Origin of the sequence: Pseudoalteromonas sp. SCSIO 43201 (genome assembly GCF_023716725.1) — a bacterium.
GTDB classification, from domain to species: Bacteria; Pseudomonadota; Gammaproteobacteria; order Enterobacterales; family Alteromonadaceae; genus Pseudoalteromonas; species Pseudoalteromonas peptidolytica.
This window is the reverse complement of sequence record NZ_CP072685.1, coordinates 26,695-46,268: the sequence shown is the minus strand read 5'-3', so window position 1 is coordinate 46,268 and position 19,574 is coordinate 26,695. Positions and strand designations below refer to the sequence as shown.

Genomic DNA, 19,574 nt, shown 5'->3' with positions numbered 1-19,574 from the left:
GATTGTAAAGCAGGTTATGAGAAAATAAGCTCAGCACGGTCACGATACACATCGCCACGCACTGACACTTGGAATTTTTTGTCTGAAATAACGCCACCTTCAACAATTGGGCCTAAGTAAAAAGCTTTACCAAGCCAAGTAAAGTAACGGGTTTCGATACCGTTGGTGAAACCCTGTTTGGTCACAAACATAAAGACATCATAGGTATCAAATTCGGCATCTCCGGTAGAACCGCTCAAGTCCAAAACTTCGCTGTAATCAGGGTCAATATCACTGTATAGAGCAATACGACGTAACTTCGTCCTTACTTCGTTAAAGGTATCTTTTGCACTTTCAAATTCTTCGACCGCCACGTCACGAGTCAGGTCGTACATCTGCGATGCAACGAGTGAATATGCGCCACTATTTAACGCGGTACGCAGTGCTTTGCGGGCATCTTTATTGGCTGTTAGCTTAGTTGCTATCTTACTCACAAGCGCATCTTCAATTTGCTTGCCTTTGATGACCGTCGTGTCGACAAAACCAGCAAGCCAAGGAAGTTCAAAAGATTGAGCGTCTACTTTTACCGAAGCTGAAGCTGAGTTGGGCGCATTATCCACTTTCTCTATCGTTCTTAAGTGGACAGAGTAATTTACATAACTGCGCATGTTGTTTTCACCAACAGTAAACATAAAGGTTGGTTCACTGTCTGCTTGAAATTCAAATTCTCCAGAAAATACCACGCTTTGCTCATAAGGCACTTCTGGCATTGCACTCTTAGTGTCGTCAACTACTTCAAGTAAAAAGTGCGTGTTGTCCTCAGCTGAAACGTTACTGACTTTTACTTCGACACTTTTAGCCGTTTCTGTGATTGATAAAACGACATTTTCTGGCTCCGCTACATTCGAGCCCCCTAGTTGCATTTCAGAGCTTGGCGCTAATAGAAACTCTCCTTGCAGCTCGCCATTCAGTACAAGTTCAAATGCGCATTTAAAACGCGCATTTGCTGGCAAGCCGCCAATTGTAATAGGCTCGTACTTTTCACTCCCTTCTTGCGCTTGATGCAAATCTTTCAGAGCGACTTGCGCTGTATAATCTGCGGTATCGAGATCATCTTTTGTAAGCTCGCCGCTAGCATACGAGTGTTTCAAGTACACTTTTAGGTATGAGTTACGAATGTCCTCTTTGAGAGATATGTTATTTTCACTTGCGTATGCTTTAATTGCATCGAATAAGTAGTCGCCTGCAATATCTTGGTTCTCTAGTGTCAGTGAAAGACTATAGATACCATGGTTGTTAGGTTGCGACGTAAACGTCACTGTGTTTTGCAATACAGTAGTAATATCAAATGCCATGTTAGCATCTCCTATAGGTGCAGGATTGTAAGGCTCAATCTCACAGACTCATTTATGTACCAACAACGCGTTTGTTAGTTCAATATTCTCACAGTTGCAATTAAGGTAAAACCAACCTAACTGCATGCTTTAAGAGCGCACAATCCATCCTAAAAACGTCGGCTCACTGATGTGATGAAGTTGCCAGCATAATTAATGCAGCGACTCTTTGACTGTTTTCAAGCGTTGAGTTTGGCGCTTTTTTATATGCTAAGTGAGCAAATGCACTTTTGGTTTCTGCTTGTAAAAACCAGCAGGCATTACCCAACTCAGTTTCGACGATCAAAGCTAGTCTGTGATGATATTCACATAAATAACACGCCTCTTGGTGTGCATAGGTGAATGCTATCAGCAAATCATTTTTTTCTCGGCTTTGCTCTTCGAACGATTGTTTCAGTTTTACATGCCTATTGAGTAATTCAATACGCTGACTTTCACTTGCGGTTAACGCTTGCTCGTAGCTTGCCAGAGGCAGTGTACCCAGAATGTCATGTAAAACACTGTAGTCTCTTGATCTTGGAGACCAGTTTAGTCCGAGCTTATCCAGCGCCGTAGACAAAGCGTCCTTTGCTAGTCGAACTTCCTCTGCTAACAGCTCATTGGTAAAGCGCAGACGTTGCTGCTCTTTAACTATATCATCTCGGTTTGTACCGAGCTCGTTTTGGTGAGATATGTGTTTTTGTGTCATCTTGCGCTTCCTTTTCGTTGAGCTAAATAAACATCTCAACGTTCTCAAACGCAAAGTAGAACCTTACTTTCTACCTATCTCACACATGTAACCACGGCTAATTGGTTACCGAAGTGATGGCAAGCTGTCTTAAACGATATTGTTCAATCACTTTAGCTCTCGCTTCGTTCCAAGGTGCACAACAACCTTTACCAAATTGCATCGCAGACCCATCATTTTTATTATTGTACAATGAGTAGAGGTTACAGCGATAGAGATTTACGCCCTCTTGTAGCGTTTCATCTAAAATTAGGTGGGTACATTGATTGGTTTCGGTGTTCATTTCACCTCTACCACACAGGTTCGTTCGGCAACACGCCCCACTTCTGACACATTTGAAATGATAAATAGGTTCATCCTCGTGACCAGAAACTACCAACAACTGCTCTTGTTCCATCCTTTTTAGCTCTGTATCACTTGGTCGCCAGAACTCAGGGTCAATGGTCACAATCCCTTGATCACGACTATTCACAGGTGGCTACTTTGTGATCGTCATGGGCAATCGTTGCAACACTTTCTCGATTAATCAGCATGGGCTCTTTATTATGCGAGGAAAGTAGCACACTACCTTTATCAAACCGACGGACTTTACCATTAAGACAGATACCATTGACTAAATACACACGCACTTTCGCCCCTTTTAAAAGGAACTGTATTAAGTGCTCTCCCCACAGGTCAAAAGGCTCACCATTGGGAAACACCAACTCTTTATTAGACATCGACTTAACTCCAGTTGACTGATTACTACTAGTGCCACTTTGCTTTATATTTGCGACACAAAAATGAACTTGTTCACGCTGACAAACGTCAATTACGTATGTTTCTCGTTCTTACAAATTTATCAAAGCCTCTAAATCCAAACGAGGCTCCTACAGCTAGGCCGAACATATAGCGGTAAAATTCGGGGGTCTGCTCTAATTGAATAAAGCCTTGATGAGCGTATGGCGCAAGTTGTGGAATAAAACACATAATAAAAGGAACACTTAACAAAACAGTAAACCATTCATCTTTCCAACTGGTGGCCGCACCATTAGCCATCGCTTCTTCCCAACTTATTACGCGCTGCGCTTTAGCGTGTGCAGCTTGTTTAACAATATCCTGTTTGCCTTTAAATATTTCGAAAATCCAACCGCCTGCGGCTGTAAGAGCTTGAAACCACATGTTTTTATCCTTATTTAACTAAGTTAACACATCATACTTTTTATCTTTCTAATCCGCCCTCAGCAACATTATACTACTGGAACATGATGCGGCCACTTGACGCATGCAGACAATCAATAATTTGTTGTACAATAGTATAGGCAAGGCGACCATCATACTTACCTAAATAGTTTTCTCTAAGCCTTTTCATACATAGCGCAATAATACAAGTGTCGTCCGCAATGGGATGAATATGAATAATCTCCACAATAAATTGTTCTATAATTCGCTCGAGTGCCAGCGCACTGATCCTTTCAGGCATCGCATGTAGCAAATGCACCAGCTCGTTATTCAAAGAGCTGAGCTTTTCTTTGTCTCTTACACCAGGTCGAGATTTGTTTTTTATTTTAGCTATGGATTTTTTTATTTCATATTCAGCCAGTTGTGCAGCCCTTAACTGCGAATTTGGCTCCGATTCATCTATACCTAACGACTCACAAAATTTACGTACTCGCTGTGCAGCATCCTCACACTCAACATCTAAATACACCAATACCGCATCAGTTGTACATGTCATCTTTTTTCAACCTAGTCTCATCTTGATAGCAATATGCCTTATAATTATCACAATTACAACGCGATACAATTTATATTGTACAATATAAATTCCGCATGATGCGTGACTAAAAAAGAAGAAAGTAGCTAACCGCCTACTTCGCAGTTAGAATAAGAGTCGTTTAATCTAAATGAGACTTGAGAACCTATATTATGGAGCATGTACAAATACTTGGGGCGATCAGCCGCACTAAAATGAAGCATACATATGAACTTATCGCGTTCGCTGATGGAGTTAAGCCTGCTGGGATAAGGGATATCATTAATGTGCCTCTTACACAAACCATTTGCCTTAATCGCAAGCTGCATATCAACGAGTATCCGCAAATTACGAGCTTTTTTGAAAGTTACCCTAGCTCAACACCACTGGGACAACAAGCCATAGCGGTATTTATTGAACATGATAGTTTGAATATAAAAGGTATGCTCAATTTAACCCCTTTGGGGTGGGCAACCCTGAGTAAAGAAAACGGCATGCCCATTCATTTACCGAGTATAAACCTCAGCACCCGCAAAAAACTGTTTGCACAAAACTATACTCATTTGCGTAACCTTTTAACTGAGTACAAATGTTATATGAATGACCCTCAGAGCCTTACTCATCATGTAACAGATGAAGTAAAAGCACAATAGCTGTAATAAAGGGGGCAAAAGGTGACAACAAGTCACCTTTACTGGAACAAATTAATATAGATAGGCAGGCAATAAGTTAATAGTAATGGCGTCCGCTTGGCTGTAGTCATTATCTACAGTGCAATCAAAGTAAATATGATCAACTTGCGCTTCTTTATTCGATACCACGTCTCTAAATGCTTGCGACGTAACTTTCGCACCATATTGTTTTAACTCAACTAAAGACGACTCATTGTCTGGCAGCCATGGTTTAACCCTTGTAATATTATACGCATAGCCATTGTCATAGCCACGATAGCTTGGGTCTATCTCATTGCTAATATCCAGTGTTTCTCTGTATACCTCTTGACCTTTTCTACGGGCAACAACATCACATGAAACAAGTGAGCTGATATCACCAACTCGGCCAGCAAACCAACCAGCACCAATGTATATCTCTCCTGGAGAATCTGGGTAGGAGCTTTTTGAAATAGATACTGGCAATTTACAAATTACTTGTGTCGGGGTATTTGCAACATCTGGCGAAGCAATAGCAGGTTGCCCAATGCCATATTCACGTGCTGGTGTGTAATTATTATATGTCACAGTTGACCACAACCCACCATACTCACCAACTTCTGTCCCAGAATAGACCGAACCTGTGATAGTACAGAACCCGCGAGGGGATGGTGTACTTGGGTGTTCAGGATAAAGAGAAGCATAGGCGGTAAAAGCAGTAAAAAGCACACAGTATATATATGACTAATCGATTATTTAACATAATATTACTCCCCTTAAAATTTATCTGCGTAAGTAGTTGCATAACTGCCTAGAAGCATAATATTGTCTTGAGCTGGGTTTTTAAATTGACAAATACTTCTCGCATAGCCATATGGTTGATGTGGAAATTGACCACTATGTGTATATCTGATTGTCATAGTGGAAATTTTTTTACCATCAATCTCTTCATGCTCCCAGTGTGGGGTACTGCGTATCAAATGTACGTTTGTATATTCGCTACGAATAAAACATCTATCAGACGCGGTCTCACCTAAAAACCGGTCAGCAGAATAAATGTTTGTGAACACTTCAATTTTATTTGCCCTAAGACGTCCAATACATTGCACCTGACCTAGACCGGATTTCAATTTAGTTGCGCCAAACTCGTCGGTATAGTCAATACGGTCTGCACCGCATATACCTACTCTGGTAAGTTGTGGGTTTTTAAATGAAGTGGGGTCTCGAAAAGATTGCTCAGAAATTACCATAAAGTCATCTAGGTAAACCACATCACCCACGCTGGTACGTGAAATAGTCACTTTTTTAACAGGCTTTGATGAATGAACGCCCCAAAAAACTAGGTTATTATTTACATCGACAGCATCTGGCAAAGTATAGTGTGCTACACCGCCATCCTTATAATCAAACTGAATTTGTAAATTCGCACTCCCAACATCTAAGTCAACAGCTTGAAATGCAAACGATTTAATAGGGGCATCGAAAGTAAGCTCGATATCCTCTATGTAGATGGCCATTGAACCGGAAGGTGCATGCGATGTGGCTATAAATGATGCCTCACCCGTTAACGTTGCAGATACGCCATTGCTAAATGTTAATTTTTTTCCAGCAGCTGCTTGTCCGTTTATAAAACTCTCTAGACCATTAGAAACAGTGCTACTTGATGAATGGGCCTTAAACTCCTCTATTGCACTGGCTACCCTATCTTTTACTTTGGTAGTCCCCCAATCAAGGTCTCTTGCAAAAAAGGGAGTGTCGGCCAGCACAGGAAATGCGCTCAGCAGAAACGTGATAATCGTTATTATCGCTTTCATTAAAAATTTCCTTAAGTCTAATTTAGTGTCTCATAGCTAAACCCAGTTACCTGCCAGTAAAGGGCAGTCGCAATATATCACATCAAAGATATTGTACAATGATAAAAGGTAGGGATATAAACCGAATGCACATCTAAATCAAACGCGTTAAATATTTTAGCTTAACCCGAACTCTGAGTAAAAAGTGAGTTAATCAACAACAATACCTAAGCTCACAAGACGCAACATCACTCTAGCCAGAGGTTATTTCTTAATACATGGCAAGTTTAACGCAGCAGTAAGGGGTAACAACTGCTAGAGGTTCAATGATTACTTAAATTAAGGCTAGCTAAATAGCTTTACACGGGTAAGATCTAGATCGGTATTAATAACTAAGCCAGCTTGATCAGCCGTTACCTTCGCGAAAGCGACTACTTCTGCCACTTTATTTTTAGGGCCTTGAATATTAAGTGTAACTGTAAACTTTTCAGGTGATATATTTCTCTCTAACTGCGTCATTTCGCGTAGTGCTTCATCATTAAACAGTCTATCTCTTATCATATCCGCCACCGTATATGCACTTTTCCATCGCTGACGGATAAGCGCTTTTGATAAGCGTTTAATGGATGTATTCAAGTCTGTAACCGAAATAGTTACGACAGAGTGCTGTATGTTCATTGGGGTGCTCCTTTCATTTGCTATTGTACAATAGCAAATGAAAGGCAAGCAGAAAAGGACTAAGCAGCAAAAACCAACAATGGCTATTGTTGATTTAACGGGGAGCCAATCAACGTAGACAAATCACTTTCTTTCATCAAGCGCTCCCAAATTACCATATGACCCAAAATTGTTCTTAGTTTGTCTCTGACAGGTGCTAAAGAGAGTGTGGTGGGTACATCATCCGACTCAATCGGCGTATTGTCGGCCAAGTCAATAACGCGTAGTAGCTCTTGAAAAGCACTTAGCGCTGGAATAGATTGTTGGATCATCCTAATCGATAATGAGCGTCCACCTACGGTAGATATTTTGGTTTCCAGTGTCATGCGCGCCAAGTTTTGATAAATCGCCAGACGTTCTTTTTCTTGCTCCGCCTTGTCGTCGATCTCTTGCAAAAACTCAAGGTGCGTATCCAAATGGATACGTTTGAATTCAATAATTGCTTCAGATACCCAGCGGCTGCGTGATACTCCTTTTTGCTGCGCTGCCGCATCCATCAATTCAATCATTTTGTTAGGAAACCTAGCATTAATGCGATCGGAGCCGTCACTCACTGAGTCAAGTTTTGGCTTAGGCGTCACCAGCATAGCAAGTTTACTTGAGCTACGATCATTAACCATGCTTACGCTCCTCTTTCTGGCCTTGGAATAATTCAGACCAGTTAACCCCTTCAGTGCGCGCTTTACGGATCAAACCAGATAAATCCTCGCCCGACATATCTAGGTTGTCTAAATGCTGCATAGACTGACTGACGATATTTAATAAGCCTTGACGGTATGTATCTATATCTTCTTTTGAACCTTTAGATGCAGCCATTGATTCCAGTAGCTCGCCTGTTTGTTCCAGTGTAGGATCTATCCGCGCGCAAACCGCAATCAGCATTTTTAGCTGTCTGTCTCGTAACGCGTTATCCGACTCAGGTGTTGGAAAGCCTAACTTCTTCAGCTTCTTAACTGTTTCTTTTTTATCGCCCTCTGACTGTTGTGCCACTTGTTGACGTGTAACATCTTCGCTCTTTTTAATGACATGCTTACCCGTAACTTGATTAACGAGTGCCATCACTTCATCCACAAGCGCTTGAGGCACCTCATCGATAGAAAAATCAATCTTTTCATCTGCAACCGAGAAGGCATAAACATGAACAGGGTCACAACTAATACCATGTTGCTGTGCATACGCTGCAGCGTCATTCGCCACTTTTATTAAAGATTCACGACCCGGCTTATGCACGGAGCAGATTTCTAACAGCAGCTCGCTTTGCGGGTGTCGCACCAACTTCAAAAAACGTGCAACTTGTGGTTTTGACTCAGAAGTCAGCTTCATCGCGACTTTTGCTGTGTTTGTAGACATTGCATCGGCAACATCTTTACCCACTTTTTGACATAGCACCCTGTAATGTGTGTGATAATGCCTGAATGTATCTGCCAAAGATAAAGATACCGACGAACTATTCGCTTCGTATGAAGTTGCGAGAGTGGCCAGCTCAACGTCTAGATCTGAGGCATCTTGAGATAGGCCATCAGCAGCACGTTCATTTACAGCCAGACGTAGTCTTAGCGTCTCGCGTCCGTATAAATGGGCAGCACGCAGACGCCGCTCACCATCAATGATCACCACATGTGACGCAGCGCCAAATTCGTCGTAAGCTAAAAAGCCATCAATAGACTTACGCTGGCCTTTTGTTTTTAAGCTCACCGCAGTTTTAAATAAGTCCTGCACACCTGTCATTGCGTCGCTTAACTCTTTGCCGTGCAACTTACCTTTAGCTACTAACATTGCCAGCGGTGAAGCCCAAAACGATTCTACATACTCAGCCGCATCTAGCTCTTGCCAGTTATCAGGGCATGAAGGCAGCAATCCCATATAAGTATCAAAAGATAACTTTAATGTACCGTTTAAGCGATGATTGTCTGCTCTGGGTTTAATCAAACTCAACGGTATTTCTACATCGAAAGATTCACCACCGTTCTCTTCAAACATTTTTTTCACTTGAGACAACTGCTCAATGACCGGCACTTTATAGATTGCTTTTTCTATGGTTGCGCCTGATTGCCCTTGCTCGTTCGAGTTCACAGATTTATAAGATCGTTGCTGTTGCTGCAAATACATCGCGTTAACCGCATCCATTTCCTGTGAAAGTGCTTGCGCCGTTCTTTCGGCAGCTTTGTCTCGTGCTCCTTTGGTTTGAAGCAAGTGACCGAGTTTTGATTGTTTTTTACTTGTCATAGCGAATTACCTAAAAGCTTAATTATCATCCTCAGGAGGAAGAGGCTCACCAAAAATGCGTTGATGTAACTTATCAATTATTGAAAACAGCTTTTTTCTCGAAGGATCTGATTTTTTATTCCAAATAAGCGATGACATTGGCGGCTTTACAGCTCGTTTCTCTTCAGCGCTGAGCTTTTCAAAGCTTTCCGGGTCTATATAAGGGGGCACAGAAATATCACGACGTTCCTGAATTAACCGACTACGAGGAAATACCTCATTTTTTGGAAAGCAACCAAACGCAGGGTAATTGAAAATTGGCTCTAATAAAATTTCTTCTCGTTTACTCAACTTCCCTGAATTTAATGGATTAACAATTGTCGTCACTAGGCGCATGCGACCATCACTATTATTTGCCGCAAGGCAAGACATAGTGACGGTGTTGCATGAGCCAAGCGTATCTCTGGATGGGTTTACTGGCACAATCACATGATCCGATAGTTGATACAGCGCCTCGTTTAATTCCGCATCCAGTGGTGGGGTATCGAAAATGATCAGGTCGTAACAATTGAGGATGTCGCAATCAATCAACCAAGACTCCCACCGCTCATAAAGTGTTCTTGCCGGGTATTTTTCTGCATGAGTGTGGATATGACTGAGTGCCTCACTATCACCAGGTACAATATCTAGCATCCCCCCCAATTTATTCACAGTGCCTAAATGAGGAGAGTCATGCTGGATATATGTGCCGTACTGACACACATATTGCCTGTCTTCTTTCATGATCTCTGATGAGCTACTGCGAGCAGCAAAAGGCATTGGATTACCATCTTCATCATAATACTCAGGGTGAATTATGGGCTGATGAATGGCTCTGAGCGCAGAACCTGCAAATGCGTGCGCCGCATCAACTGTGGTCGACTCAATAACGCCATAAGCACCACTTAGATTGCACTGTTTATCAGTATCTATAAGAAGGACGCGTTTACCAGCCCAAAGCGCAATACCTTCCCCTAAATAACTCACCAAGGTGGTCTTACCCACACCACCTTTGCGGTTTGCAACAGAAACAATCTTAGCCCGACTATCGACCGGAATTTGGGCTAGCCTGAAGCTTCTTGCAGATAAACTCATAAAAACCTCCATGCGAATTTTACAGCCATTATTTTTTTCATTTTCGGTTCCTTAGCGGATTATTGAGTTGCGCGCACTTTACCTTTTGAGTCGAGAACGCCTGTACGACAATGACTTATAGCTTACGCCATATAAAAAGTGAGTGCAACAATTGATTGTGCAATCACTTTTTATAAACACAAAAAACAGCAACCAATAAGTTTGTATTCACTCACAAACAAATGTAAGTACCAGCTAACAACAAAAGTCCTATCAATATAAAGAGGAAGCACTTACTTACACATAAGTATCAGTACATAATTCGAACAATCAAGCAGGCGACGATACCGTGACAGTATTGCCTTAACATTATTTTCACTGTCACTTAAAGTAATTTCTTTGCTGCACTCAATGTGCCGTTCAAGGTACAATAGACAATATAAGAGACTGAAGTTGATAACAACTTAATAGTGAGTAGTGATTGAGACCCTGTTGTGGCGCCTTTTTAAAGTGCCATTCGTATAGTATTGCCCGTTATGCCAAAACAGCTCAATTAAAGGTACTAACGGTGTTTGGTTAAGGAGTTAACATGTCAGATCACTTACGGCAGTATCAACACGTTTTTGAGTCAGCCTTTCGTTTACTTTTAGAGTTTGAAGGTGGCTTTGTCGACGACCCTGACGACAGTGGCGGTAAAACAAAATACGGGATTTCTCAAAATGCCTATCCTAATTTGGATATAGCGGCACTGACCAAAGCACAAGCGAAAGAGATATACCAAAGAGATTACTTTGAAGCCTGTAAAGCCCACTTAATGCCTGAAAAAATGGCGGTTTTAGTTTTTGATACCGCCGTAAACATGGGGGTGAGAAGTGCTATAAAACTATTACAACAAGCGATCAAGACCGATGTAGATGGCATTATTGGGCCTAACACACTTAGAGCGTTAAAACAGGCAAACAGAGTCCAAGGAGACAATTTATTCATTGAGTACCAAAGCTTAAGAGCCAAGCAATATGCCGAGATCATCGCACGTAGACCGAGCAATGGTAAATATGCAAAAGGCTGGTTTCGCCGTCAATTTAAACTACAACAATACCTGTCACAACAGGTAGGCTTTGCTGAGGAGGCTTTATGAATCAACAATATATCACCGCCAAACTCACACACTACGATACCCAAGATCCTACGGAGATATTTGAAGATTTAATAGCAACGCATTCTCCATTCGCATTCTATTTATTTAACTGGATAAACTTTCATAGTGATGCTTTTGAAAGCTGTGTAGAACTTTTACATGATATTCAATGTATTGATGGCCGAGTACTCCATCAGTGTATGCCGCATCGTAATGGCACTCACTTCGTTTGTATTGAAACAGATGAAATTATATATCCATCCCACATCAGCCTCATCCGGCTGAGTAAAAAGCAAATACTTATGCCATGTGAATGGACTCATCCTACACAGGCACTTTACCCAACCAAGCGCTGAGCGAAGCTCGGCAAAATTCAGTGAAAATGAGAGTGGAGCGACAGAATGATCACAGTAAACATTCCCCAGGAAAATGGACAGTATCAATCAGTATCGAACCAAATTGGTGACCACACGCTACATGTTGTCACCCCAACATTTGGGAAAAGCGAACTGCTTGTGTACGTCGACTTTAATAAAAAAAATTTGCAGGCAACAGGGCGCATCAAAATCGCTATGCAAGACCCAAACATAGCACAAGACACACCGTTCGATATGTGTCAGCTCGTCAATAACAGCATTGTGCCGATGGAGATAAATATTGTACAATCAGGTCAATATAGGTTTCCTATTCCGGTTGGTAGCAATGAAGTCAAGGTTAAACTATCAATCGAGCTTGCTGATGCTCATGAAGAAACTGATTCGTTCGCACTATGGGTAGCAGCCAATAGTGATAATGCAGTATCTGTTTTAAAGTAAGGGCTTAAAATGTACAGCACTTCAGTTTCACAACAGTTTTACCAACCAGATCAAAGCAGTAGCGGAGGGTCAAGCACGGAAATTCAGCAGTCATACACAATTTCCGAGCCTGATGGGCAACCCATTCACATTGCACTAAACGGACAAATCGACAGTACTAAACATGTTTTGGTAACATTGAATGGCTTGCTCTTGGATAAAGAAAGTCAATACAGTATCGCTACACAAGATAGCAAAAGCATCCTGTTGATTGACCCAGCTGTCACAATTTATGACGGTGATAAAATTCAATTGTCAGCCAAATTACTCAACTGATAACAGTGAGTATAACGCTGTCTCTGGAATCGCGTATGAGCTTGAGATGAGAAATACATTAACCCATTAAGGAGACTCATCCAATGAGTAAGTTACGCGCAAACTCACAAATTATGCCTGCAACAATTAGTCGTGAGCTAGTCGACCCAGGCTTTGAAGCAAACTTAGTAAAATTTGCTGATGATATTGCTTCACTTAGTACCGTAAAAGCGAGTATTTCCTACGTAGACTCTAAAGTGTCTGATCTCATTAATAGTGCACCTGAAGCGCTTGATACACTTAAAGAATTAGCTGATGCTCTGGGAAATGACGCCGACTTTGCAGCAACTGTAACGACAGCTTTAACCACACAAGATAACCGTATTAAGGCCATAGAAGATGATACATCGCGTATCATGGCTCAGGATATTGTTTCTGCGGAAGATCTATCCGCTCAAGTAGATGGTGCAGTAGTGTCTTTTGATATTGCAAAATCACCTCGGGTTGGATCTGCACAAGTATTTGTGAATGGTCTTGCTGTATTTGAAGACTCGGTTACGATTGACGAAGCCACCAAAAAAGCGACTTTTGTAACAGCGCCTCAAATCGGCGACAAAGTGCGCATTAGTTACATCGCTGAAAGATAAAATAACGAAACTCATTAAGAGGCCACTAATCAGGCCTCTTTTTCAGAGACAGCAAAGCTAGATTAAGCAGACCAACTTCAGATCTGTACACTGAAATTTTTATTGTACATTAAAATCAGGCTACTTTTGAGTACCGAGCAGCAAGCTTACTTTAGCAAAGATCAGATTCAGATCGGTTATAAACACCTGGTTTTTGTATGAAAGTGTTCAAAATAGCTAAAACAGCTCAATTTGGATCGCTTTGTAAGTTCCATATCTATAAATTAAGCAACTAATTTATGATCTAAAATCAGATGAAAGAATATTTAAACCCAACCAAATCAATATTTTATTTATAAAAATTGATAATCAGACTTATTTTTTAAAAAGGATCCCACTTACTTATGTACTGTTCCAAACTTTTGAAAATTTGAGCCAGTTTATACCGTAATGACGCTTCACTATAACAGATGCTCATTTAACAACGTAGTTGTACAATACTATATACGTTGAGACAGATGTGTAGATATCTTTTTTAATTCTCTACGGAAAAAATAAGCCTCATCCAGATCTTGCCTCGCTTCTAATTCTAATAGTAAACGCTCCATCATGAGTAATGACTGCTGAATAGATAAACGGCTTATGTCAAGGCAATCTTGTGCAGAGTCTCTTTGTTGACGCGACAGATCAAGCGAAACTCTTAACTCTTCTATGGTATCTTCAGCGATAATTAATTCATTTCTAAAGTCGGCAAGCTGAATACGCTGCTCTTCCCGGGAGTGCTGCGCCCCCAACTCATAGAAGAATGACAACAGAGAAGTAAGGTATTCAGGAGCCACTGTATTTCCTTTAAAACACGGCTGCCCATTGTGTTCTTGCAACTCGTTAGGGCTTCTTTTACTCGGAGCAATATCATTATACATACAATACAAGTCCTGTTTCATTTACTCGGCTTACGTTATCGTAAACCAATTATTTCGTGCGTTTTAAATCCGTTATCTTACGCCTTTTCAAACCCATCAGGGCTAAGAAAAAAACAAGACAATTTTTTATTTTATTAATTGAATCATGACATTACCTAAATCACTGTCCTAGAATAATAGTACGAGCCCAGAGTAAGGTGAAGCAGCTGTATTACTGCATAAGTCAAAACAACCTAGCAATACTTGTCAAAACACACACATGTCAAATACTTAATTTTCGGCGCATTTCTATAAAACACCGCATGGTGTTATTAGGATAGAGTTTATTTGCTTGGGCCGCAACTGTTTTTAGCAAAGCCAATAAATCCGCTGACGCTCACCCTTTGAGCAGCATGCTTACTTATAACGGGGAGGAATATTGAGTAGTGCCAGGGACCCCAGCACTAAAGCAGCCACCAATTAGACGGCTTTATTCTCTTCTTTCACAATACCAAGTGCTTTTCCTAGCAGCTCTTTGTATAGCTGGCCGCCTTGCAAAATCCCTGCAAGAAGAATGCGTTGAGACTCCAATTCTGCAGCCTTCTTTTGCTGCTCTTTTGTCAGCTTACGCTTATCTTCAGGAAGTTCATTTTCCGCTTCACGCAATGCCGAGCTTCTTTCGTCAACATGTTTATTTAAGTGTTGTTGTACAACACCTATCGCTTGTTCAACTTGTCCTTTTGTTGCCATTTGAAACGCTCGTTGTGTCAGGCTAGCGAAGTCATCTGCTACAATAGCATATCCGTTATTACATTGCGTACATACCGCCGCAAGCTTGCCTGCTATCTCACCAACAATGCTAGGATTGCTACAATACGGACAGCGGGGTAAATTCATACTCATTCTTTGATTTCTCCATTAATACAATAAAATCAAACTATTACACATACTTGATATGCAACCAGCCACTTCATAATGTGAGCCAGAAAGAAATAGCAATATGTAGAGTTTATATTTGTCTCATTCGCATGATGACTTAAATGTCTTCACATTTCAATTGTACAATAATATAGTAGCGCTATTATCACCTTTGAAAAACTTGAGTTCGCATTCTTTGAGCTTGTAGTGCATTGAGGTTTCAGTACTAGCGTTCTCAGATAAATTGGCTAAAAATAATGAATTTGAGCAAAAAAAAACACCTTCCGTGTTTGGAAGTAAAAATGAACGAACAGTTCGAACCTCTGATGAAACATGGTTCAATCTATGCTAAAGTGATGGCCAATTCGATCCAAGCTACCTTGCTACAAGTAGCAAAGCAAGAGCTTGCTACAGCCGAGGCAGAGCAAGTAATAGGTGAGCTCACAGCACCATCGCTGTGTCGAGATCTTGTTGAAAAAGAGCACAGACTTGCTATATCTGAAGAGCTTACAGCGTTACGAGAGATTGCCATGCTGTTATTGATCTATATTGAAGAGCAAGCGATATAAAATTTCCCATAATACGCATTTATTTTGCGTGTAAATTAATGAGACATGTGACATGACTAATAAAGACAATACAACTGCCGTTGAGCAGTCATTCGAACTACAAAAAATTTACCATAAAAAATCAACTTTCGATGCACCCAATGCACCGGCTGTATTTTTAGATGAGTGGAAACCCTCTATTAGCGTTGATTTAAATACTGAAGCAAATAGGATAAGCGATACCACTTATGAGGTTGTACTCACTGTGAAGTGCAAAGCTAAAGCCACGAATAGTGATACACAATTATTTAATACCACTGTAGAGCAGGCAGGGATCTTTGAAATTGAGGGCTATGAGGAAACAGAGATCATGGCATTAGTAGGGTCATACTGCCCAGCTCAGCTCTATCCGTTTGCACGAAATCACATTTCCTCTCAAGTGTTACATGGTGGCTTTCCCCAGCTACTTCTGGCGCCTGTCGACTTTGATGCACTACTTGATGATGCAATAAAAAGCGCAGATCAAGAGAGTCAAGGGAGTGAAACAAACGACACTGACGATGAGGTCGAGGTCATCTAGCTAGTAAAAAGCCGACGTTCAGTCGGCTTTTCTAATTCAAATTAACTTAGTTAAGCTTTCTACTTTCAAGCGAGAAAACTTTGCCGATAACAGCGCCCTGCTACAGCCAAGATAAATTCCGCCATATAGTCAGGCAAAAAGCCAGTCAACATAGACTATTTTACATTCGGTAGAAGCTCTTTGAGTCGTTGACTCACTTTGAACTGTACAGTGTTGCACGCATCAATAGGAACAGGCTCTTTTGTTGAGGGGTTTCTCCCTAAACGCGCATTGCGTTGAACTACCTTTAGTGTTCCAAATCCTTGCACTCGCACATCTTGCCCTGCTTGCAGAGCGTCACAAAACGCATCAATCACCGCATTCACACAACCACGAGCGTCCGTTTTACTAATTTTCATTGCGTCAGCCACATGATCAGCCAACTCTGTCTTTGAAATTGCCATCTTAAATACCCCTAAATATCTACATGTCTCAGTTAACAACCAAATCATGAAGAGGTAGTAGATATTATATTGTCACATTTGCATTATAATTTGATAGATATTGTACAATTTAATTCTATCGATTCGATAACAGATTAACGTCACTAAATTGGTAGAGGCCAGTTATATGATTTTCTCTATTGTACCACGGTGCGCTTAAACACTCGCAGCGCAAAAACGAAAACCTACTTTATAACCGACTAAGTAACATCTAGCTTTCTAAATTAGAAGTTCGACGTTGACGTCGCCGACTGCAAGCACTATCACAAGATGAAAAAGCGTGCTCTTCACCTACAAACTCTCTTGAAGCCAAGCAGTTAGCAACCGCACTGGGTAGTTCTTTGTTTGATATTAGTCCCAGAGCCCGGGCTTTTGCCATTTCAACTGCAATTACAATTTCTTCTGCGCTCATATCAGCATTATATAATCTCAACTGTCCTTGCTCATCATAACCAATGACAAGTCCTTTTATCAATGAAGCGGGATCTCCCTGCGCCAAGCTAGCGCATATTTTTTGGATCTGCGTATCCATAAGTACCATCCTAGATTCTAAATTTTTGAGCTATATGCCTGTAGTTATTTAAATAAAAAGCCACTCCTTAAGCAGGAGTAGCTTTTCGGTTGGGTCTACTTAAAGCACTTATATCACCTTTAAAATATACGCTTTAAAATCATCATATTGCAGAGTCACATGCTGTAAGAACATTTACTATTCTCTCTCACATTGCGAATGTGCTATGTAACAATTAGCGTAAATCTTATGGTGTCTTTATATGTCTCATTTAATGTACAACGGAAACGAATATACTCCGCATGTTACAAGAAATCTAATTAGTGTGCAGGAGTATCCAAGCTTTAATCCCCCTTGTCAATAATCAATTGTAACAAGAATAGAAACATTGCAACATAGTACAGGCACCTTAAAGCAACAAGCAAGTTGTACAATTATCAACCACCTACGATTAGTCAACTGAATTTATCGAAGAGTGATCTAATACAGTTGGCTGAAATACCACTTTTAATGACTAAATTAACAACGGCGACAACACTGCTTATAATGAAAATTGTTGTACAACAAACTCTTTATTTTCAATACTTACGAAGATATTCAGCATAATTTCATGTTGGGCAATTGCTGCAACCAAGCAAACGAGAAAGCGCACCAAAACAGGACTTCGGAGGCCAAAATTTACTATTTTGATTTGACAGTCAGCGTCGTAACGTATAGATTTGTCTAGGATATAGCGTAATGGGTTGCATTGCAGTGATTTACATCGAATGCAAATGCAATAAATAGTGTATCAGGAAGAGTCGCTAGTGAATTAGGTACAAATCACAGCTAGTTGCTAATTAAATGAGCATTGGTATTAATATTTTAGAGCTATATCAAAAAGTTATGATAAAACTTTTAAATTAAAGTTTAGTTTTTGTCAGTCTTAATCTTTTTAGGCTGTTATCAAATCGGGGCTAACAGTGAGGCTAATTTATGAAATTTAAGAGAGTTGTGCACGAGAAAAGTAATATCGATGGCTCTTCGGCTAGCGCCAAAGCTATCGCCCAAGCTCCTACCATCAAACTTGCAAATGTAAGCGGAAATAATGCCAAGTTAAGACAGGCTAAAGTTGGCTCGGCTATTGACCAAGTTGGGGCTTTAACTGCTGCTCGTGACCTGTTAGACGCTCGCATTGAAGAGGCACAGTCTTCACTTATGGATTTACTCAAAACCTCTACACAGCCTTCCATTGAGGGTAAAAAGTTTGTCGCAAGCAAAACACCAGTCTCCTGTAAGCAATTACTTCCTAAAGCAAAAGTAATGACTTCAATGATAGCGCTGTTACAAAAAGCAAATGAGCAAAACAAAAACGATGGCGGACTTTTTGAAATGATTTTAAGTCTAGATCCTGACATCATTAATGCACACTTTCTGCCATTACTCGAAGCTATTTTTGAAAAATCGGCATTAACTGAAGAAGCTGAAAAGCTCTATTTTGTCTCTGAAAAGGATGAAGTCGTAATCAGTCTTCGTGAAGCTGTTTAATGTAACCTTTTTTAAGGGCAAGAAACGATATCAACCTCTTGCCCACCTTCTTACTCTTCTCAAGTCATCAAAATCCAGTCCCCATATTGTACAATATACTTGTATTATTCATACTCTAGATTGCTTATTAAAATATAGGTATATTCGCGAAGTGGTTTTATTTATTTAATCTGAACTCGGGGTAACAAGTGGGTTACTCAACGAAAACACCTAAGCTCAATAGGCATAATATCACGCTAGCCATAAGTTATGTCTTAATACGAAGCAAATTTGTGCATCAGTAAATAGCCTATTGCAAACAAATTTAGCGCAGCAGTAAAGGATAACCGCTGTGAGAAGACAACTTATTAAGCCTAGCTTAGGTTATCTAGCCAGATATAGTTTTGGCGATAACGCCGCTTGCGCGTCCTGCTCTCGCTAAGGCCTCTGCCTCCTGTAGGAAAGGTTAGCTTATGCAGCAATAGCAGGTTCTTAGAAGTAACGCCTTCAGATTGGGCAAGTATTAAAAGATAATGAGTATTAAATTCAGCCACAAATATGCAAAAACTAATGACTGAATTGGAGGCTTGTAATGAGTAACATACAATATGCAACGAATGAAAATGTCCATACGCTAATCAATCAAGGTTACACATTGGTTGCCTACTATGCGCCTTGGTGTGGCCCTTGCAAACAGTTGGGACTCGCACTAGAGGCGCTGCCCGACACATTGACGCAACATCTTACTATTGTGAAAGTGAATATTGACGAATGTGGCGATGCGTTAAAGAATGCGAGCGTTGATGTGATACCAACTCTGCACTTTATGCTCAACGGCAATGTTATCGAGAAAAACATTGGTGCAGTGATCAAACCAAAACTGATGCAGCGGATCGCAAAAGAGATCCATTGCTGAGCAAGTCCAGTTGATGTGTCACTTT

26 protein-coding genes are annotated in these 19,574 nt (G+C 40.7%); 10 read left to right on the top strand and 16 right to left on the bottom strand.

Features of this window, described 5'->3' with window-relative positions:
* Positions 1 to 14: 14 nt before the first annotated feature.
* From J8Z24_RS21530 to J8Z24_RS21505, 6 genes are all read right to left on the bottom strand, one after another.
* Positions 15 to 1,334 (bottom strand): hypothetical protein, encoded by a 1,320-nt coding sequence (locus J8Z24_RS21530; protein WP_252096072.1) that lies wholly within the window; start codon positions 1,332 to 1,334, stop codon positions 15 to 17.
* 163 nt (positions 1,335 to 1,497) lie between these two features.
* A complete protein-coding gene (locus J8Z24_RS21525) occupies positions 1,498 to 2,061 on the bottom strand; it encodes a hypothetical protein (RefSeq protein WP_125251912.1) in 564 nt (187 codons plus the stop codon).
* A 97-nt stretch (positions 2,062 to 2,158) separates the two neighbouring features.
* Positions 2,159 to 2,572 (bottom strand): hypothetical protein, encoded by a 414-nt coding sequence (locus J8Z24_RS21520; RefSeq protein ID WP_252096071.1) that lies wholly within the window; start codon positions 2,570 to 2,572, stop codon positions 2,159 to 2,161.
* The gene (locus tag J8Z24_RS21515; RefSeq protein ID WP_125251914.1) at positions 2,565 to 2,819 is read right to left on the bottom strand and encodes an RNA chaperone Hfq; all 255 of its coding nucleotides are present in this window, start codon (positions 2,817 to 2,819) and stop codon (positions 2,565 to 2,567) included. The genes J8Z24_RS21520 and J8Z24_RS21515 overlap by 8 nt, the downstream gene beginning before the upstream one ends.
* 88 nt (positions 2,820 to 2,907) lie before the next feature.
* Positions 2,908 to 3,261, bottom strand: a complete 354-nt coding sequence (locus J8Z24_RS21510; protein ID WP_125251915.1) for a hypothetical protein — start codon at positions 3,259 to 3,261, stop codon at positions 2,908 to 2,910.
* Between the two features lie 73 nt (positions 3,262 to 3,334).
* The gene (locus J8Z24_RS21505) at positions 3,335 to 3,817 is read right to left on the bottom strand and encodes a hypothetical protein (protein WP_125251916.1); all 483 of its coding nucleotides are present in this window, start codon (positions 3,815 to 3,817) and stop codon (positions 3,335 to 3,337) included.
* Positions 3,818 to 4,008: 191 nt separating this feature from the next.
* Between J8Z24_RS21505 and J8Z24_RS21500 the strand changes: the two genes are divergently transcribed.
* Positions 4,009 to 4,488 carry a hypothetical protein gene (locus tag J8Z24_RS21500; RefSeq protein WP_252096070.1) on the top strand — a complete coding sequence of 160 codons (480 nt, stop codon included), beginning with the start codon at positions 4,009 to 4,011 and terminating at the stop codon, positions 4,486 to 4,488.
* A gap of 51 nt (positions 4,489 to 4,539) precedes the next feature.
* On the opposite strand, the gene J8Z24_RS21495 is transcribed toward J8Z24_RS21500, so the two are convergent.
* The 6 genes from J8Z24_RS21495 to J8Z24_RS21470 form a co-directional block, all read right to left on the bottom strand.
* Positions 4,540 to 5,214: a hypothetical protein gene (locus tag J8Z24_RS21495; RefSeq protein WP_252096069.1), complete on the bottom strand. Its 675-nt coding sequence runs from the start codon at positions 5,212 to 5,214 to the stop codon at positions 4,540 to 4,542.
* Between the two features lie 47 nt (positions 5,215 to 5,261).
* Entirely contained in the window at positions 5,262 to 6,299 is a 1,038-nt protein-coding gene (locus tag J8Z24_RS21490; protein WP_252096068.1) for a hypothetical protein, read from the bottom strand.
* Between the two features lie 324 nt (positions 6,300 to 6,623).
* Positions 6,624 to 6,956 carry a hypothetical protein gene (locus J8Z24_RS21485; protein WP_252096067.1) on the bottom strand — a complete coding sequence of 111 codons (333 nt, stop codon included), beginning with the start codon at positions 6,954 to 6,956 and terminating at the stop codon, positions 6,624 to 6,626.
* 83 nt (positions 6,957 to 7,039) lie between these two features.
* Positions 7,040 to 7,615: a YlcI/YnfO family protein gene (locus tag J8Z24_RS21480; protein WP_252096066.1), complete on the bottom strand. Its 576-nt coding sequence runs from the start codon at positions 7,613 to 7,615 to the stop codon at positions 7,040 to 7,042.
* Entirely contained in the window at positions 7,608 to 9,221 is a 1,614-nt protein-coding gene (locus J8Z24_RS21475; protein ID WP_252096065.1) for a hypothetical protein, read from the bottom strand. The genes J8Z24_RS21480 and J8Z24_RS21475 overlap by 8 nt, the downstream gene beginning before the upstream one ends.
* 18 nt (positions 9,222 to 9,239) lie before the next feature.
* Complete coding sequence (locus J8Z24_RS21470; protein WP_161972718.1) at positions 9,240 to 10,334, bottom strand: ParA family protein; 1,095 nt, start codon at positions 10,332 to 10,334, stop codon at positions 9,240 to 9,242.
* Positions 10,335 to 10,902: 568 nt separating this feature from the next.
* Here J8Z24_RS21470 and J8Z24_RS21465 point away from each other — a divergent pair.
* The 5 genes from J8Z24_RS21465 (at position 10,903) to J8Z24_RS21445 (ending at position 13,207) form a co-directional block, all read left to right on the top strand.
* Positions 10,903 to 11,451, top strand: coding sequence for a glycoside hydrolase family 108 protein (locus J8Z24_RS21465; protein ID WP_252096064.1), 549 nt, complete (start codon positions 10,903 to 10,905; stop codon positions 11,449 to 11,451).
* Positions 11,448 to 11,807 carry a hypothetical protein gene (locus J8Z24_RS21460; protein ID WP_128730212.1) on the top strand — a complete coding sequence of 120 codons (360 nt, stop codon included), beginning with the start codon at positions 11,448 to 11,450 and terminating at the stop codon, positions 11,805 to 11,807. Before J8Z24_RS21465 ends, J8Z24_RS21460 begins: the two co-directional genes overlap by 4 nt.
* Positions 11,808 to 11,852: 45 nt before the next feature.
* A complete protein-coding gene (locus tag J8Z24_RS21455; protein ID WP_176033193.1) occupies positions 11,853 to 12,266 on the top strand; it encodes a hypothetical protein in 414 nt (137 codons plus the stop codon).
* Between the two features lie 9 nt (positions 12,267 to 12,275).
* A complete protein-coding gene (locus J8Z24_RS21450; protein ID WP_128730216.1) occupies positions 12,276 to 12,581 on the top strand; it encodes a hypothetical protein in 306 nt (101 codons plus the stop codon).
* A gap of 83 nt (positions 12,582 to 12,664) precedes the next feature.
* Positions 12,665 to 13,207 carry a hypothetical protein gene (locus tag J8Z24_RS21445; RefSeq protein WP_128730218.1) on the top strand — a complete coding sequence of 181 codons (543 nt, stop codon included), beginning with the start codon at positions 12,665 to 12,667 and terminating at the stop codon, positions 13,205 to 13,207.
* 479 nt (positions 13,208 to 13,686) lie between these two features.
* Here J8Z24_RS21445 and J8Z24_RS21440 read toward each other — a convergent pair whose 3' ends face one another.
* Positions 13,687 to 14,109 carry a hypothetical protein gene (locus J8Z24_RS21440; protein WP_128730220.1) on the bottom strand — a complete coding sequence of 141 codons (423 nt, stop codon included), beginning with the start codon at positions 14,107 to 14,109 and terminating at the stop codon, positions 13,687 to 13,689.
* 459 nt (positions 14,110 to 14,568) lie between these two features.
* Entirely contained in the window at positions 14,569 to 14,985 is a 417-nt protein-coding gene (locus J8Z24_RS21435) for a hypothetical protein (RefSeq protein ID WP_125251930.1), read from the bottom strand.
* A 323-nt stretch (positions 14,986 to 15,308) separates the two neighbouring features.
* Between J8Z24_RS21435 and J8Z24_RS21430 the strand changes: the two genes are divergently transcribed.
* Positions 15,309 to 15,575 (top strand): hypothetical protein, encoded by a 267-nt coding sequence (locus J8Z24_RS21430; RefSeq protein ID WP_252096063.1) that lies wholly within the window; start codon positions 15,309 to 15,311, stop codon positions 15,573 to 15,575.
* A gap of 52 nt (positions 15,576 to 15,627) precedes the next feature.
* Positions 15,628 to 16,134 (top strand): protein-export chaperone SecB, encoded by a 507-nt coding sequence (gene secB, locus J8Z24_RS21425; protein WP_128731802.1) that lies wholly within the window; start codon positions 15,628 to 15,630, stop codon positions 16,132 to 16,134.
* Between the two features lie 155 nt (positions 16,135 to 16,289).
* Here the strand turns inward: secB and J8Z24_RS21420 are convergent, their stop codons facing one another.
* Together J8Z24_RS21420 and J8Z24_RS21415 are read right to left on the bottom strand one after the other, a co-directional pair.
* Positions 16,290 to 16,577: an HU family DNA-binding protein gene (locus tag J8Z24_RS21420; protein ID WP_206644500.1), complete on the bottom strand. Its 288-nt coding sequence runs from the start codon at positions 16,575 to 16,577 to the stop codon at positions 16,290 to 16,292.
* 250 nt (positions 16,578 to 16,827) lie between these two features.
* Positions 16,828 to 17,148: a hypothetical protein gene (locus tag J8Z24_RS21415; protein WP_125251933.1), complete on the bottom strand. Its 321-nt coding sequence runs from the start codon at positions 17,146 to 17,148 to the stop codon at positions 16,828 to 16,830.
* 954 nt (positions 17,149 to 18,102) lie between these two features.
* Between J8Z24_RS21415 and J8Z24_RS21410 the strand changes: the two genes are divergently transcribed.
* Together J8Z24_RS21410 and J8Z24_RS21405 are read left to right on the top strand one after the other, a co-directional pair.
* A complete protein-coding gene (locus tag J8Z24_RS21410; RefSeq protein ID WP_128731803.1) occupies positions 18,103 to 18,654 on the top strand; it encodes a hypothetical protein in 552 nt (183 codons plus the stop codon).
* A 571-nt stretch (positions 18,655 to 19,225) separates the two neighbouring features.
* On the top strand, positions 19,226 to 19,549 hold the full coding sequence (locus J8Z24_RS21405) for a thioredoxin family protein (protein ID WP_147388888.1): 324 nt from the start codon (positions 19,226 to 19,228) through the stop codon (positions 19,547 to 19,549).
* Positions 19,550 to 19,574: the final 25 nt, after the last annotated feature.